General features: G+C 63.3%; 16 protein-coding genes. 7 read left to right on the top strand and 9 right to left on the bottom strand.

Annotation, left to right across the window (positions count from 1 at the left end):
- Positions 1 to 145: 145 nt before the first annotated feature.
- The 7 genes from ACQP2D_RS09910 to ACQP2D_RS09880 all read right to left on the bottom strand — a co-directional run bounded on the left by ACQP2D_RS09910 (position 146) and on the right by ACQP2D_RS09880 (position 6,163).
- Positions 146 to 802, bottom strand: a complete 657-nt coding sequence (locus tag ACQP2D_RS09910; protein ID WP_433683420.1) for a histidine phosphatase family protein — start codon at positions 800 to 802, stop codon at positions 146 to 148.
- 154 nt (positions 803 to 956) lie between these two features.
- Positions 957 to 1,613, bottom strand: a complete 657-nt coding sequence (locus tag ACQP2D_RS09905) for a TMEM175 family protein (protein ID WP_433683419.1) — start codon at positions 1,611 to 1,613, stop codon at positions 957 to 959.
- Between the two features lie 86 nt (positions 1,614 to 1,699).
- Positions 1,700 to 1,864 (bottom strand): hypothetical protein, encoded by a 165-nt coding sequence (locus ACQP2D_RS09900; protein WP_433683418.1) that lies wholly within the window; start codon positions 1,862 to 1,864, stop codon positions 1,700 to 1,702.
- 80 nt (positions 1,865 to 1,944) lie between these two features.
- Entirely contained in the window at positions 1,945 to 2,712 is a 768-nt protein-coding gene (locus ACQP2D_RS09895; protein ID WP_433683417.1) for a 3-oxoacyl-ACP reductase, read from the bottom strand.
- Positions 2,713 to 2,722: 10 nt separating this feature from the next.
- On the bottom strand, positions 2,723 to 4,081 hold the full coding sequence (locus ACQP2D_RS09890) for an aldehyde dehydrogenase family protein (protein ID WP_433683416.1): 1,359 nt from the start codon (positions 4,079 to 4,081) through the stop codon (positions 2,723 to 2,725).
- Positions 4,078 to 4,818 carry a gamma-glutamyl-gamma-aminobutyrate hydrolase family protein gene (locus ACQP2D_RS09885; protein WP_433683415.1) on the bottom strand — a complete coding sequence of 247 codons (741 nt, stop codon included), beginning with the start codon at positions 4,816 to 4,818 and terminating at the stop codon, positions 4,078 to 4,080. The genes ACQP2D_RS09890 and ACQP2D_RS09885 overlap by 4 nt, the downstream gene beginning before the upstream one ends.
- Positions 4,799 to 6,163, bottom strand: coding sequence for a glutamine synthetase family protein (locus tag ACQP2D_RS09880; protein ID WP_433683414.1), 1,365 nt, complete (start codon positions 6,161 to 6,163; stop codon positions 4,799 to 4,801). Before ACQP2D_RS09880 ends, ACQP2D_RS09885 begins: the two co-directional genes overlap by 20 nt.
- Positions 6,164 to 6,294: 131 nt before the next feature.
- Here ACQP2D_RS09880 and ACQP2D_RS09875 point away from each other — a divergent pair, with 131 nt between their 5' ends.
- A complete protein-coding gene (locus ACQP2D_RS09875; RefSeq protein ID WP_433683413.1) occupies positions 6,295 to 6,435 on the top strand; it encodes a hypothetical protein in 141 nt (46 codons plus the stop codon).
- Positions 6,436 to 6,494: 59 nt separating this feature from the next.
- Entirely contained in the window at positions 6,495 to 7,901 is a 1,407-nt protein-coding gene (locus tag ACQP2D_RS09870) for a pyridoxal phosphate-dependent decarboxylase family protein (RefSeq protein WP_433683412.1), read from the top strand.
- A 258-nt stretch (positions 7,902 to 8,159) separates the two neighbouring features.
- On the opposite strand, the gene ACQP2D_RS09865 is transcribed toward ACQP2D_RS09870, so the two are convergent.
- Complete coding sequence (locus tag ACQP2D_RS09865) at positions 8,160 to 8,498, bottom strand: hypothetical protein (protein ID WP_433683411.1); 339 nt, start codon at positions 8,496 to 8,498, stop codon at positions 8,160 to 8,162.
- Positions 8,498 to 8,791, bottom strand: a complete 294-nt coding sequence (locus tag ACQP2D_RS09860; protein WP_433683410.1) for a hypothetical protein — start codon at positions 8,789 to 8,791, stop codon at positions 8,498 to 8,500. Before ACQP2D_RS09860 ends, ACQP2D_RS09865 begins: the two co-directional genes overlap by 1 nt.
- A 636-nt stretch (positions 8,792 to 9,427) precedes the next feature.
- On the opposite strand from ACQP2D_RS09860, the gene ACQP2D_RS09855 reads away from it, so the two are divergent.
- The 5 genes from ACQP2D_RS09855 to ACQP2D_RS09835 all read left to right on the top strand — a co-directional run bounded on the left by ACQP2D_RS09855 (position 9,428) and on the right by ACQP2D_RS09835 (position 14,428).
- Complete coding sequence (locus tag ACQP2D_RS09855; RefSeq protein ID WP_433683409.1) at positions 9,428 to 10,783, top strand: helix-turn-helix transcriptional regulator; 1,356 nt, start codon at positions 9,428 to 9,430, stop codon at positions 10,781 to 10,783.
- Positions 10,770 to 11,498: a 2'-5' RNA ligase family protein gene (locus ACQP2D_RS09850; protein ID WP_433683408.1), complete on the top strand. Its 729-nt coding sequence runs from the start codon at positions 10,770 to 10,772 to the stop codon at positions 11,496 to 11,498. Before ACQP2D_RS09855 ends, ACQP2D_RS09850 begins: the two co-directional genes overlap by 14 nt.
- A 28-nt stretch (positions 11,499 to 11,526) precedes the next feature.
- Positions 11,527 to 12,093 (top strand): class IV adenylate cyclase, encoded by a 567-nt coding sequence (gene cyaB, locus ACQP2D_RS09845; protein WP_433683407.1) that lies wholly within the window; start codon positions 11,527 to 11,529, stop codon positions 12,091 to 12,093.
- Positions 12,094 to 12,463: 370 nt separating this feature from the next.
- Positions 12,464 to 13,300: an SDR family oxidoreductase gene (locus ACQP2D_RS09840; protein ID WP_433683406.1), complete on the top strand. Its 837-nt coding sequence runs from the start codon at positions 12,464 to 12,466 to the stop codon at positions 13,298 to 13,300.
- A 78-nt stretch (positions 13,301 to 13,378) separates the two neighbouring features.
- The gene (locus tag ACQP2D_RS09835; RefSeq protein ID WP_433683405.1) at positions 13,379 to 14,428 is read left to right on the top strand and encodes a 3-oxoacyl-ACP synthase III family protein; all 1,050 of its coding nucleotides are present in this window, start codon (positions 13,379 to 13,381) and stop codon (positions 14,426 to 14,428) included.
- Positions 14,429 to 14,431 lie beyond the last annotated feature (3 nt).

Genomic DNA, 14,431 nt, shown 5'->3' with positions numbered 1-14,431 from the left:
AGCGACATGACGACGCTCGACTTCGTGCCCGTCCGAGGCGACTGCATACCGCGGGCAGAGGTCGGCACGACTCCAGTGCAATTAGTCGGTTCAGCTGTCAGACCGGAACAGCCTTCGGCGTTGCAAGCCTCGACACTGCAGAGGCCTACCAGTCACCGGCGCCGCGATCACCCAGACCGTCACCGTCCTCGGCCTCAACCGGCACGGACATCGGCCACGCTGAGCAGCGCCAGGAACTGCCATCCCATTCCACGAGAAACGGCTCGGCATGTGGCAGCGGCCTTCCCCAGACTCGTGAGCCGAGACCGCACAGGTGCGCCAATGCAACGGTCAGGCTGGCCACATGGCCGACGACGGCGACGGTCTCGCCGGGGTGAGCAGCGGCGAGCTGCCGGAAGACAGCTGACATACGGGCGACCACCTCTCGCCCCGACTCACCATCCGCGACCCGCTGCTCGAGGTCGCCCGCGACAACCCATGCGCGCAAGACGTCCGCGGTCCGCTCTCGCACCGCCGGATCCGTGGCCCCCTCATCCGCGCCGATACCGACCTCAGCCAGGTCATCTACCGAAACGACGCCGCACCCACGCGATGCGAGAGCAGCGGCGGTCTGCCGCGCACGAAGTGCCGTACTGGAATAGATCCGCACGATCGGCTCACCGTCCAAACCACGGGCCGCTTCAGCCGCTTGGCAATGACCACGCTCGGTCAGCGGTGCCCGGGGCACAACTCCGGCGATACCGGCGGTGACGTTCTCCGATTCCGCGTGCCGCAGACACCACACCCGGACATCAGTGACCATCGCCGACCAGCCGATCAGCCGTCCTGCACATCATAATCGGCTCTTTGCCAACGGATTCCGTCGAAGCACGCTCCTACCGATGTGTTCATTCGGAGGCCCCCTCGTGCAGGGGCACGGAATCCTTCATATTCGTGGTCGATGCGCATCTACGAACCTAATCGGAATCGTCGGCCGACTGCTTCGACCAGCCCTGGCTGGTGATGGCGTAGAAAATTGCCACGAGCAGGTAGAGGATCAGCGCCACTACGGGCCAGAAAAGACCGATCGCTATGCAGACGGCGTAGATGAGGATGCCCGGGTAGGCGCGGGTGGCTTCGCGGCGGGCGAAGGCGGCGTCGAAGCCGGGTTCGAAGAGTTCGGGGCGGTGGACCAGGCGCCACCACATGGGCGCCCAGGGGACGGTCATGATGACACCGGCGATGCCGTAGACGGCGGCGGCCGCGGCGGCGTCGCGTTGTTCGCCGTGCACCACGTATTCGGCGAGAAGACCGGTGGGGAACGGTAATACAGAGACGCCGAGCAGCAGCATCAGATTCCACCAGCGGATTATGTGGTCGAGGTGGCGCAGGCGGCCGAAGAACGAGTGATGGTTCAACCAGATGATGCCGATGGTCAGGAATGAAGCCAGGTAGGCCACGTAGGACGGCCAGATGTGGCCGAGTGCTTCGAGCAGATGGCCCGGCTCGTGCTCGGGTACCCGAATTTCCAGGATCAGCAGGGTGATTGCGATGGCCATTACGCCGTCGCTGAAAGCTTCCACCCGGGCGGTACCCGATAGTTGTGCGTTCGGGATCTGCCCGTCGTCGACCATGAGTGCAGGGTAGCGCCCCGGGCGCTACCCATGCTCCGACTATCGCTGTGAGCGTAGCGCCGTCATGGATCGGGCGCTACGCGTCCTCAGTTCCCTTGCTCCGGCTGCGGATACGCCCCGGGCGCACTGCCGTCGGAGCGGCTGAACACGGGACGGAAATCCGCGCCGACGGTCTCGGCTTGTACCGAAGGCTCCGTCGACAGGGCGTCGTGACTGAACAGCCCGGGCGATCGCCCATCTTCCGTACTCATCTCACGAGCCTCCTTCTGATCGGCGACCAATGGCGAATCCTGGCTTACTGCTCAGGAGTCCGCCCGAGTCAACCGTACCTTCACAATGGCGTGACATACGCGCCGGAGATGCCGCCGTCCACCAGGAACTGCGATGCGGTGATGAACGAGGAGTCGTCGCTGGCCAGAAATGCCACGGCTGCGGCGATTTCCTCCGGCTCGGCGAAGCGGCCGACGGGGATGTGCACCAGGCGGCGCGCGGCGCGTTCGGGATCCTTGGCGAACAACTCCTGCAGCAGCGGGGTATTCACCGGTCCGGGGCACAGCGCGTTGACCCGAATTCCGTTGCGGGCGAACTGCACTCCGAGTTCCCGGCTCATCGAGAGCACGCCACCCTTGGACGCGGTGTAGGAGATCTGCGAGGTCGCGGCTCCCATGACGGCGACGAAGGACGCGGTATTGATCACCGAGCCCTTCCCACGCTCGAGCATGTGCTCGATGGCGTACTTGCTGCACAGATACACCGAGGTCAGATTGACCTCCTGCACCCGACGCCAGGCCTCGATACCGGTGGTGAGGATCGAATCGTCTTCCGGCGGTGAGATTCCCGCATTATTGAAGGCGATATCGAGTCCGCCATAGGTGTCGACGGCGGTCTGGAACAGGTCCCGCACCTGGGCCTCGTCGGTGACGTCGACCTTCACGAACAAGCCGCCTACCTCGGTGGCCGCGGCATGTCCCGCGGCGGTGTCGATATCGGCGACAACCACCTTGGCACCTTCGGCGGCGAACCGGCGCACCGTGGCGAGGCCGATACCGCTCCCGCCACCGGTGACCACCGCGACTCGATCCTGTAAGCGCTGCAACACATCTCCTTAATTAGGTGGCGATGAAGACGTTCTTGGTCTCAGTGAAGGCAAGTGCCGCATCGGGTCCGAGTTCGCGCCCGAGGCCGGACTGTTTGAATCCGCCGAACGGCGTCCAATACCGCACCGAGGAATGCGAATTCACCGACAGGTTCCCGGCCTCCACGCCGCGGGACACCCGCAGTGCCCGGCCCACGTCATTGGTCCAGATGGATCCGGACAGGCCGTATTCGGTGCCATTGGCGATACGGATCGCATCGGCCTCGTCCTCGAACGCGACAACCGCGACAACCGGACCGAACACCTCCTCGGTGAGCAGGCGATCCGAGGGCGCATCGGGCAGCACAACCGTTGGCGGATACCAGAATCCGGGCCCATCAGGTTGGCTACCGGTGAACGCGACCTTGGTCGACGGTTCGATGAACGAGGCGACCCTGGCACGGTGCGACGCCGAGATCAATGGGCCCATTTCGGTGGCCTCGTCTGCCGGATCGCCGACCCGCACTCCGCGCACCGCCGGTTCCAGCAATTCCAGGAATCGGTCGAAGACGCTGCGCTGCACCAGGATTCGTGATCGTGCACAGCAATCCTGTCCGGCATTGTCGAACACACCATAGGGCGCGGTCGCCGCCGCACGCTCCAGATCGGCATCGGCGAATACGATATTCGCGCTCTTACCGCCCAGTTCGAGGGTGACGCGCTTCACCTGGCGCGCGCATCCGGCCATGATCTCCTTGCCCACCTCGGTGGACCCGGTGAACACCACCTTGCGCACGGCGGGATGGGTCACGAACCGCTGCCCGACCACCGACCCCTTGCCCGGCAGAACTTGGAAAACGCCTTCCGGCAGACCGGCTTGTAGCGCGAGCTCGCCCAGTCGGACAGCGGTGAGCGGAGTCAGTTCGGCGGGCTTGAGCACGACGGTATTTCCGGCGGCAAGAGCGGGTCCGAAGCCCCATGCCGCGATCGGCATCGGGAAGTTCCACGGCACGATCACCCCGACCACGCCGAGTGGTTCGTGGAAGGTGATATCGACCCCGCCCGCGACCGGAATCTGGTTGCCCAGCAGCCGTTCCGGGATTCCGGCGGCGAAATGCAGCACATCGCGGACATTGCCCGCCTCCCAGCGCGCATTCCCGATGGTGTGCCCGGCGTTGACGACCTCCAACTGGGCCAGCTGCTCGAGATTCGCGTCGACGGCCTCGGCGAATCGGCGCAGCAACCGGGCCCGATCACCCGGCGCGATCTCGCGCCAGCCGACCGCGGCCCGCTGCGCGCGCTCGATGGCCGCATCGGTCTCGTCCGCGCCGACGAGTTCGAGCGTCGTGACGACCTGCTCGGTCGCCGGATTGACCACCTGCGTTGTCGTCATGAATTCCGCTCCCTTCGATAGCTTGCCGCCGCCTCGACCAGCGCCCGCATCAGGCGGGTATCGGTGCCGTCCGCCTCCGGATGCCACTGCACGCCCACCAGGAACGAACCGTCCGTCGTCTCCGCCGCCTCGATGGTGCCGTCCGGCGCGTGCGCGGCTGCGACCAGGCCCTCGGCCAGGATGGCGACGGCCTGGTGATGGTGACAGCTCGCCTGCACATCCGGTCCGGCAATGGCGGCGACCCGGCTGCCCGGCACGGTCGACACCTTGGTGGTGTGGAAACCGCCGGGCGTACCGGAATGGTCGTCGTTGCCGAGCAGATCCGGCAGGTGCTGGACCAAGGTGCCGCCGAATGCGACATTGACCAATTGCAGACCGCGGCAGATCGCGAGGATCGGCAGACCGGCCGCACGCGCCAGCGCGAGCAGCCGGAATTCGGATTCGTCACGGTCGGCTTTGAGCGGGCCGAGCGCGGCATCCGGTGGCGCGCCATAGCGCGCAGGATCGACGTCGGCACCGCCGGTCAGCACCAATCCGTCGAGCCGTTCTACCAGCTCGGGGCGTGCCACTCCGGCGGGTGGCAGCAGCACCGGAATACCGCCCGCGTGCTCCACCATCCGCACATAACTGTGCGCGAGCACCGCGCTCTCCACATCCCAGGTGCCGAACCGAGCCTGTTCCACGTAGGTCGGCAGCCCGATGACCGGACGGATCTTCTCAGAGCCGTTCGAAACCACGGATTCGCTCCCAATCGGTGACCGCGGCGTCGAAGGCGTCCAGCTCGACCTGTGCCGCATTCCGATAATGGTCCACCACATCGTCGCCGAACGCTGTTCGTGCCACCTTGCTCTCGCCGAACAATTGCGCCGCTTCCCGCAGGGTACGCGGCACCCGCGGACGCTGGGACAGGTAGGCGTTGCCATGGAACTCCGGTTCCAGCGCAAGCCTGTGCTCGATCCCGTGCAAACCGGCCGCAATGGTGGCGGCGACCGCCAGATACGGATTCACATCACCGCCCGGAATCCGGTTCTCCATCCGCAGCGACTGTCCCTCACCGACCACCCGCAGCGCACAGGTTCGGTTATCGCGTCCCCAGGCCAACGCGGTGGGCGCGAAACTGCCTGATACGAAGCGCTTATAGGAGTTGATATTCGGCGCGAGCAGGTAGGTGAACTCACGCAGGCAATCCAGCTGTCCCGCGAGGAAATGGCGCATGAGCGAAGAGGTTCCGTGCGGACCGTCACCCGCGAAGACCGCCGCCCCCGAATCCGCACGCAGACTCAAATGGATATGACACGAATTGCCTTCGCGCTCATTGTATTTCGCCATGAAGCTGAGACTGCGCCCGCCCTGGGCGGCGATCTCCTTGGCACCGTTCTTATAGATGCTGTGGTTGTCACAGGTCACCAGCGCCTCGTCATAGCGGAACGCGATCTCGTGCTGCCCGGGATTGCATTCGCCCTTGGCCGACTCGACATACATGCCCGCACCCGCCATTTCATTGCGAATGCGACGCAGCAAAGGCTCTACGCGCGCGGTCCCCAACATCGAATAGTCGACGTTGTACTGGTTCGCGGGCCGCAGGTCACGATAGCCGGAGTTCCACGCGTCCTCGTAGCTGTCCTCGAAGACCAGGAACTCGAGTTCGGTGCCGACATAGGCCCGCAGCCCGTGCTCGGCCAGTCGGTCCAACTGCGCCCGCAATATCTGCCGCGGCGATACCGTGACCGGCTTGTTCGCCGGTTCCACCTGCTCGACATCGCAGAGCACGAGCGCGGTACCCGGCTGCCACGGCACCAGCCGCAGGGTACTCAGATCCGGGCGCAAGACGAAGTCGCCGTATCCGGTGCCCCATGACGAGATCGCATAGCCGTCGACCGTTGTCATATCGACATCGACGGCGAGCAGATAGTTGCATGCCTCCGTCGCGTGGCCGACCACCTCGTCCAGGAAAAACCTTGCCGCACAACGCTTTCCCTGCAATCGCCCCTGCATATCGGTCATCGCGACCAGCACCGTGTCGATCTCCCCCGCCTCGACGAGCCCGCGCAACTGCCCCAGCTCCAGCATCCCCGTACGCATCATGGACCCCTCTCGGCAGCAATCGTGCCAACGCTAGAGCAAAACGGACGACCGCGTGCTGTGACACACAAAACCCGATGGTCGGTTGGTGGTGAATCGCCTGGTGGAGGACGTGCCCGCGATGAGCCGGTATGGACGCGGCGGCGGTGGTCCGGGCCGCGGAGATCGGGCGGATCGGCCATGACCTGCTCGCACAAATGCTGGATGACGCCCGCGCCCCGGTTGCTCACCATCTCGACGGCTGTGCCCGCCAGATCGACCGTCAGTCATGAGTCCAGTTCATTCGAACTGGCTCACGACAGCGGCGGGCCACCGTCTCTAGGGTCGGTGAATGGATCCGATACTCGCCGATGACCTCGCCGACCTGCCCGCACTGCTGGATGAGACGCGTCATGCGGCGGCACAGGTGTTGACGGGGCTGAACGACCGGCCAGTGGCACGGCCCAGCACTGCGAACGGTGCGGGCAGCGCGGCTCCGGAGGTCGGAGTCGGCCTGCGGGGCGCACTGCGGGAGTTCCAGCAGCGGTGGGAGTCGCGGCTCTCGGGCAGCGCGGGGCCGCGGTATCTCGGATTCGTCACCGGCGGAACGACTCCCGCGTCGATCGCCGGTGACTGGCTGACCAGCGTGTTCGACCAGAACAGCTTCACCACCGTCGATTCGGGAGCGTCGGCACTCGAACGGGAGACCGTGGGTTGGCTGGGTCAGCTGTTCGGGCTGACCGAGCACACGGGCGCCTTCGTCTCCGGTGCCACCATGTCGAATTTCGTCGGATTGGCGACGGCCCGTGAGTGGTTGGGCGAACGCATGGGCATTTCGGTCGCGCAGGCCGGTGTCGGCGCGCTCGGGCCGATACACGTTCTATCCGGTGCGCCACATGCGAGCATCTACAAGGGACTCGCCATGCTCGGCATCGGCCGCGACCAATTGCAACTGATACCAACGCAATCGGGCCGCGAGGCCATTGATATCGAGCGGCTCACTGCCGCACTGGACGCACTCGACGGCCACGCATCGATCGTGGTGGCCAATGCGGGCACCGTGAATACGGTGGATTTCGACGATCTGCGGGCGATCGCAGAACTGAAGCAGCGCTACCCCTTCTGGCTGCACGTCGATGGCGCCTTCGGCGCCTACGCCGCACTCGCGCCCGAATACGCGCATTTGGTCGACGGGCTGACGGCAGCCGATTCGGTCTGCGTCGACCTGCACAAATGGTTGAATGTCCCCTACGACGCGGCAATCCAATTCACCCGACGCCGTGACCTACAGGTCCAGGTCTTCCAGAACACCGCCGCCTACCTCGGAACACCCACCGGCACTCCAGATTTCGTACATCTGGTCCCGGAGAGTTCACGCCGCCTGCGAGCACTGACAGCCTGGTTCACCCTGACCGCCTACGGCAGAGCAGGCCATCGAGACATCGTCCAACGCAACATCGCCGCCGCCCGACAACTCGGCGAACGCCTCACCACCAGCGGCCTCCTACAACTCCTCGCACCCGTCCGCCTCAACGTCGTCTGCTTCACCCTCACCGACCGCCCCACCACCGAGCGCGTGCAAGCGCTTACGCAGGCAATCACGGAAAGCGGCGAAACCTTCCTCACACCAACCATTTACAACGGAATACCCGCTTTGCGCGCCGCCTTCAGCAACTGGCGGACAACGGACGCCGACCTGGACCGAATCTACGACGCGATCATCACCGCCTGCACCAGCCTCGACAAAGCAGACGATTAGATCACCTGCCGAGCCTGAGGGCGCAATACTTCCGCCCAATACTCATGTCGAATTGCGTCCCAAAGCCGCGACAGCTCAGGGAACCGCTCGCGCATCTGCGCCAGGTCGGGAGCGGTAGCCGGACTGAACGAGACCGAAGGTTTCGAGTCGGACCCGTTGCATACCAGCATCATTCGAATACCGAGGTGTTCGATCCGCCACTCGGCGAGCCAACCGTCCACCTCGGTGCGATATTCGTCCATCCGGCCGCCCTGTCCCCTAGCAGGTATGCGCATCGTCGTGGTTGTGCGCCCGTGACACCAACTCAGCCAGCTTGTCCAATACCTCACGTAGCGTCCCAATCGTGGGGCCGCCGGGTGGCGGTGCGCCGATCTGTGCCGATGCCGGGTACTCGATACCTCTCGCGGCGGCGCGTTCGCGGGGGCTCAGAGTAGGTGGCGCGAGTCGGCCAGCATCGACCAGCGTGTAGTACGCCGCCGCTTTCCATACACAGCGATTCACCCGGCAGTCACGGTGCTCGCGCATCTGCTCGTGCGCCAATTCGATATCGGCACAACCGCACACCTCTGGCGGTGTCACGATGATGTTCTCGCGCATTACGCCGCCCCAGCCTCGGCCGATACCGACTTCGCGGCCCGCGCCCACGTGGTCGCCGGACACACCGTTTCGAGATCGAAGTCGTCACATATCCGCGCCGGTTGGTTGTCGACATGGGCAAGGTCGTAAGCCACGATCGTCACCACATCGAGCCCGGCCGCGATATCGAGGGCGTACCCAATGGGGTCGGGAATGTCCTGCGGGGGCCGCACGGTGTAGACATGCTGGTAGCCCAGCGCGCGGGCGTGCCGAACGACCGCGAGGGCGTGGCGTGGTGCATGTGACCCCGACACATCGCTGCGTACGAAGCCGACAGCTTTCGGCCGACCATCTCCGCCGCGACCAGATGGTGCTGTATTTGGTTCTGGTACTTCTACATCCGTCATCGTTGTGCACCTTGGGTCGATGTCGTGGCTGATTCGAAAGCGTTGATGCCCGGTCTGGTCACTGGTCCTCAACGCCTGGTCGGATGTCGCGTCGCCTAGTTTTTCGGTGACGAAGTCGAGGGCGAGGGCAAGTGCCGTCTCGTGTCCATCGGCAGCCAGTGGCAGCGACGGCAGCGCCAGTTCACGCAAGACCGCCTCGACGTGATGTTCTGTGAGAGTCCGGAACTGGTGGTCGCAGTACCCGCATTCCAGCGGACACCCAACTATCCAGTTCAAGCTCAGCCCGGACTTCCGGTACTTGATCACCTCCAGCAGTTCCGGTCGCATTTTCGCTCGTTGCGCCGCGTCCAACAGCCGAACGCCGCGACGCGTGGTCGTTGACATAGCCTCGGTCTCCCCTCGCTTCGGGGCAGGTTTCGCGTTTGCCCACTTCGAGGGAACCGCCGCAGCCCTGGATCCCGGAAGATGGCAAGTCGTAGGAAAGTCCGGTTGCCATACCTCTGCGATAGGTAAGAATGAGCGCATGTGCAGGGGGCGTCGCAGATGAACGACTCGGGCATCGAACCCGATCGGCAACCAACGACTGTTGCCGATCGGTTGGCGCGCGAAATCAAACGGCTCAGGCTCGACGCGGGTCTCAGTCAGCGCGTGTTGGCCAACAAGATCGGCTACTCGCGACAGTACGTCTCGATGGCCGAGTGGGAGGACGCTAACCTCCCGTCGCAGGAACTGGTAGCCGCCATCGACGCCGCACTCGATGCAAGAGGCACACTCACCGCCCTTCGTGCCCAAGCAAAGACAGACCAACAGACCGCACGGAACGCGGCGAATCCAGATCACCCCCTGCGCGGAACGATCGCAGCCACCGCCGACGGCACCGCACCGGCGGAAGTTCGCTCACCGGCGCACTACGCCCAAGGAACCACTGAAGAACTGATCGATGTACTGGGGCGTATCCAAAAATTGAACAGGTCGATCGACCCCGCAATTGTCGAGCACCTTACGAACAGTACGCACCTCACCATCGAGCAATATGAGACAATCGACAGCTCCAGCATTGTTGGCGGACTCGTAAAGCAACGAGCATGGATAGACGAACTTATTGACGAATGCAGTCATCCATCGCAACGTCGACAGTTGTTCGAAATAGCAGGTCAAACCTCAGGGTTGCTCGGATTCATCACTGCCGGTCTCGGAAACTTCCCCTTGTCCCGCGCCTACTGTCTCGAGGCATTCCAGCTCGGAGGGTTCGCGGAGGACATGAATATCCAGGCGTGGGCGCGTGGTCTACAAAGCTTTTGCGAGTACTATGCCGGGCGATACCATGAGGCGCTGCGCTACGCACAAGACGGTCTCAACTACGCGAAATCCGGACCGCAAAGCGTACGCCTCACAATAAATGGCGCAGCAAGGGCTTTCGGAAAGCTTGGAGATACGGACGGAGTCCGGCGCGCCATAGACGAATCCTGTGCACTGATGGAGCAAAATAACGCACCAGCCGGGGCTCCCTCCAGCATTTCGCTTGGATGCTACAGTGCGGCACAGGTTGCGGGGAACGCAGCTACCGCGTATGTATCGCTGGCAATGCCGATAAGAGTCGAGGAATACGTAAATCGGGCTCTTCCCGAGATGAGTAAATCCAACTCTCCATGGGGTCGTTCCCTGGTGATCATCGATCTCGCGCGCTCGCAGATTCTCTCCGAACAAGCCGACCTGGACTACGCCACCGCACTCATGCTCGATGCACTCGACATCTCGGAGGGCAAACCGATGATCCCGGTTCGACGTCGAGCCGCAGAGTTCGCCCAGGATGTTGCAGCCCGATGGGGAAGTTCGCCACAACTGAGTGTCGTTCGTGACGCGCTTGCGAGTCTGAGGGATACCGATGAGCGCTGCTGACAGATCGACATCGAACAGGCACCTCTCTGATAGACACCTAGTCCTACGGAATCACTGGAGACGACCCCTTGGTCCGCTGGGCTACTACTGGTTCCTGACATTCGAGGAGTTACCGGAGCTGCACTCACTCGTAAATAAATGTCAGACATTGATCGACTTTCCATACTATGACGTGACACCGTCGGAAAGTTTGCATCTCACACTCGATCGAATTGCTTACCACGATAAAATTCCTCAGCACCAACTGAGCTCCATCTCATCCGCCGCAACACATGCGTGCAGAGATATAGAACCGTTTGATATTACTGTTGACCGCTTGAGCTGCTTCCGAAGCGCAATTGCATTCAATATTTCGCCAGCCCAGCCGGTACACGATCTTCGTGGCACACTTCGTTCGGCGACATTATCCGTCGCATCAAATGCACAGATACAAGTTTCCGAATCAAATCCACACATCACTATCGCCTACTCCAACTCCAATGGAATCGACGCAACCGAGGCAGATACGGCGGTTACCGAGATGAACACAAGTATCCGCGAGGTGAACCTGACAGTCGCGGAAGCAGCGATGGTCTTGTTGGAACGGCGTCAGCACTCGTATTCATGGGAGGTTATTTCACGGATTCCCCTCGCCGGGATGAGCCGTGCATCCCGCTCCGGTACGTACCCCCCGATCGCCCGGACATCCGCAAGCGGAGAAGAATCGAGGAACTAGCCGCCCTGAGAAGACCAGTCGAGGTCCAGTGATCGAAGCCGAATACAAGGCCCGTCTCACGGACGCTGGTGCTGTTCGGGAGAAGTTGGCGGCGCGCGCGAAGGCCGACGTCGTCTCATATCACGACATGTATTTCGATGACCCCAGTGAGTCCTTCACCGCGACCGGCCGTGAGTTCCGGTTGCGGACGATCCGTAACGAGGAGGGCGCCCTGCGCCATCTCCTGACGTTTAAAGACGCGGCAGTCGATGAAGAATCGGCGTCCAAACCCGAGTACGAGACAGACGTGGTTCAGCGGGACGCTATGGAACAGATCATCCGGCGACTGGGCTATCGGCCGAAGATCTCCTTCACCAAGCAGTGCGAGAACCACCGGTTCACCGCTGCGGGACGCGAGATGCTGGCGACGGTAGTCACGGTTCCCGAAATCCAAGGAACGTTCCTGGAACTGGAGACCCTCGTCGAAACCGAGGGCGACCTCGGCAACGCACTCGCCGATCTCCGCACGGTGCTCACCGCGCTCGGAGTCTCGTCCGATCAGCTCACTACCGAGCTCTACACCGATGCCGTGAACGCCAGCCGCCGCACGGAATGACCGGCATGGACAGTGCGGGCTCGGGCGGCTCGACCTCGGCGGGACCGCGGTCCGCGGTGGTTGCCCGCCGCACCGACTTGTGCCAGCACCTGTCGTGCGATTCCGCTCCGCTTCGGCGGCAATTCGGGTAGCGGGTTCAGCCGATCGATCCGACTGGAACGACCGACCCCTATCGCCCCCTATCGGCGGTCATGTGCAACGGCTACAACTCGCGCACAGCATCATTGGCCGGAATTCGGCATGCGCGTGCTGATCTGCATGATCAGTCAACGGCCTACGGCGGCAGGGACTTTCGCATACATTGGGCAACCCGGCAGCGGCGGTTGACGGCCGGAATTCGGCCGTTCGAACGGTGGCAGGGTGATCGGACATGAAGACGATCCTGATTACGGGGGCCACCTCGGGCATCGGTCTCGAGGCCGCGCAACAGCTTGCCGCAGGAGGCGATCGGCTGGTGTTGGTCGGCCGGAATCCGCAGAAGCTCTCCGACAGTGCGGAATTGGTGCGGGCCGCGGGAGCGGGGGCGGTCGACACATTGGAATGCGATATCGCATCGCAGTCGTCGGTGCGCCAGCTCGCCAAGGCCATTGCGGCCGCCTACGACCGCATCGATGTGCTGGCCAATAACGCGGGCGGCTATCACCAGACCCGCACCGAAACCGAGGACGGTATCGAGGCGACCTTCGCAACCAACCATCTCGGCGGCTTTCTGCTCACCGAACTGCTCACCGATCTGCTGGTCCGCAGCGCTCCGGCGCGCATTCTGTTCACCTCCTCGGTAATGCACTTCGGCGCGACACTCGACTTCGACGATCTCGGATTCCGCACCGGCTATTCGGGCGAAAAGGCCTACAGCCGATCCAAACTGGCCAATGTCCTCTACGCCCGTGCGCTGGCGCGCCGTTTCGACGGCACCGGGGTGACGGTCAACGCCTTCCATCCCGGCGCGGTATCGACCGGTATCTGGAATTCGCTGCCGTGGTTCGGACAACCGGTGGTCTCGCTGGCCAAACGCATGTTCTTCATCTCCGCGGCCGAGGGCGCCGCCGCGCTCACCTACCTGGCGACGGATCCGAGCGTCGCCGAGGTCACCGGAGCCTATTTCCGCAAGACCCGCGAGCGCGAACCTTCGCGCTTGGCCCGCGACGACCGGATCGGCCAGCGATTGTGCGAGGTGAGCGCGTCTTTGGTCGGGTTGCCCGGGTAGCAACCACGCAATCTCCGACAGTGCCGTCGAAACTCCTGGCAACACAAGGAAATACACGCGACACAGAAAGCAGGGGAAATGCTACGCACCCGTTTCGAGTCCATCGGCTCGTACACACCATCCACCGTCCGTTCCACCGAGGAGATCATCGCCGGACTGACCGTCCCCAGATCCCTGGACCTGGAGCGGATCACCGGCATCAGGAATCGGCGGGTCTACGATTCCAGCGACGAGGGCTATGAATCCTCCTTCGATCTGGCCCTGCGCGCCATCGAAGACTGCCTGGCACATTCCGATTACGCGGCCGACGATATCGATGTCGTCATCTCGGCCTCCATTACCCGTACCCGAGGCAGGGAAATCTTCTGCTACGCACCGTCATTCGCGGTCATGCTCGGCAAGGCGATCGGTACGACCAATGCCCGCCATTTCGATGTCTCGAATGCCTGCGCGGGCATGATGACCGGCGTGCTGGTGCTGGATCGGATGATCAAGGCCGGTGTGGTGCGCAATGGTCTGGTGGTCAGCGGCGAACAGATCACCCCGATCGCCGAGACCGCGGCCCGCGAGATCAGCAAGCCGTACGATCCGCAGTTCGCGGCGCTGACCGTCGGCGATGCGGCGGTCGCGGTGGTGCTCGACGATCGCGGCGACGATGACGACGAGATCCACTACGTCGAGCTGATGACCTCCGCCGAGGGCGCCGAACACTGCATCGGCATGCCGAGCGACCGATCCTCGGGAATCGCGCTCTACACCGATAACCGCGCCATGCAGAACGAGGGCCGCTACCTCCAGGGCATCAGCCGACTCGCCACCTTCCTGGAGGAGACCGGGCGCAACTGGGCGGGCGAGAAATACGACTACTGGATCCACCACCAATTCAGCGCGCCCGCCATCGAATACATCGCACACCTGACCGAACGGCACTTCGGCACCGCCATGCCGCAATCGCTCAATGTGCTACACGAATTCGGCAATACCGCGTCGACCTCGCATTTCGTCGTCCTACACGAATATCTCGCGCAGCAGCAGATTCCCAAGGGGTCCAAGGTGCTGATGATTCCGGAGGCCTCCGGAATCGTCTCCGGACACCTCGCCGCGACCATCTCCCGTCTGGAGGCCTGAACC

Origin of the sequence: Nocardia sp. CA-119907 (genome assembly GCF_050955995.1) — a bacterium.
Lineage (GTDB): Bacteria > Actinomycetota > Actinomycetes > Mycobacteriales > Mycobacteriaceae > Nocardia.
This window is presented reverse-complemented; position numbering and strand designations above follow the sequence as displayed.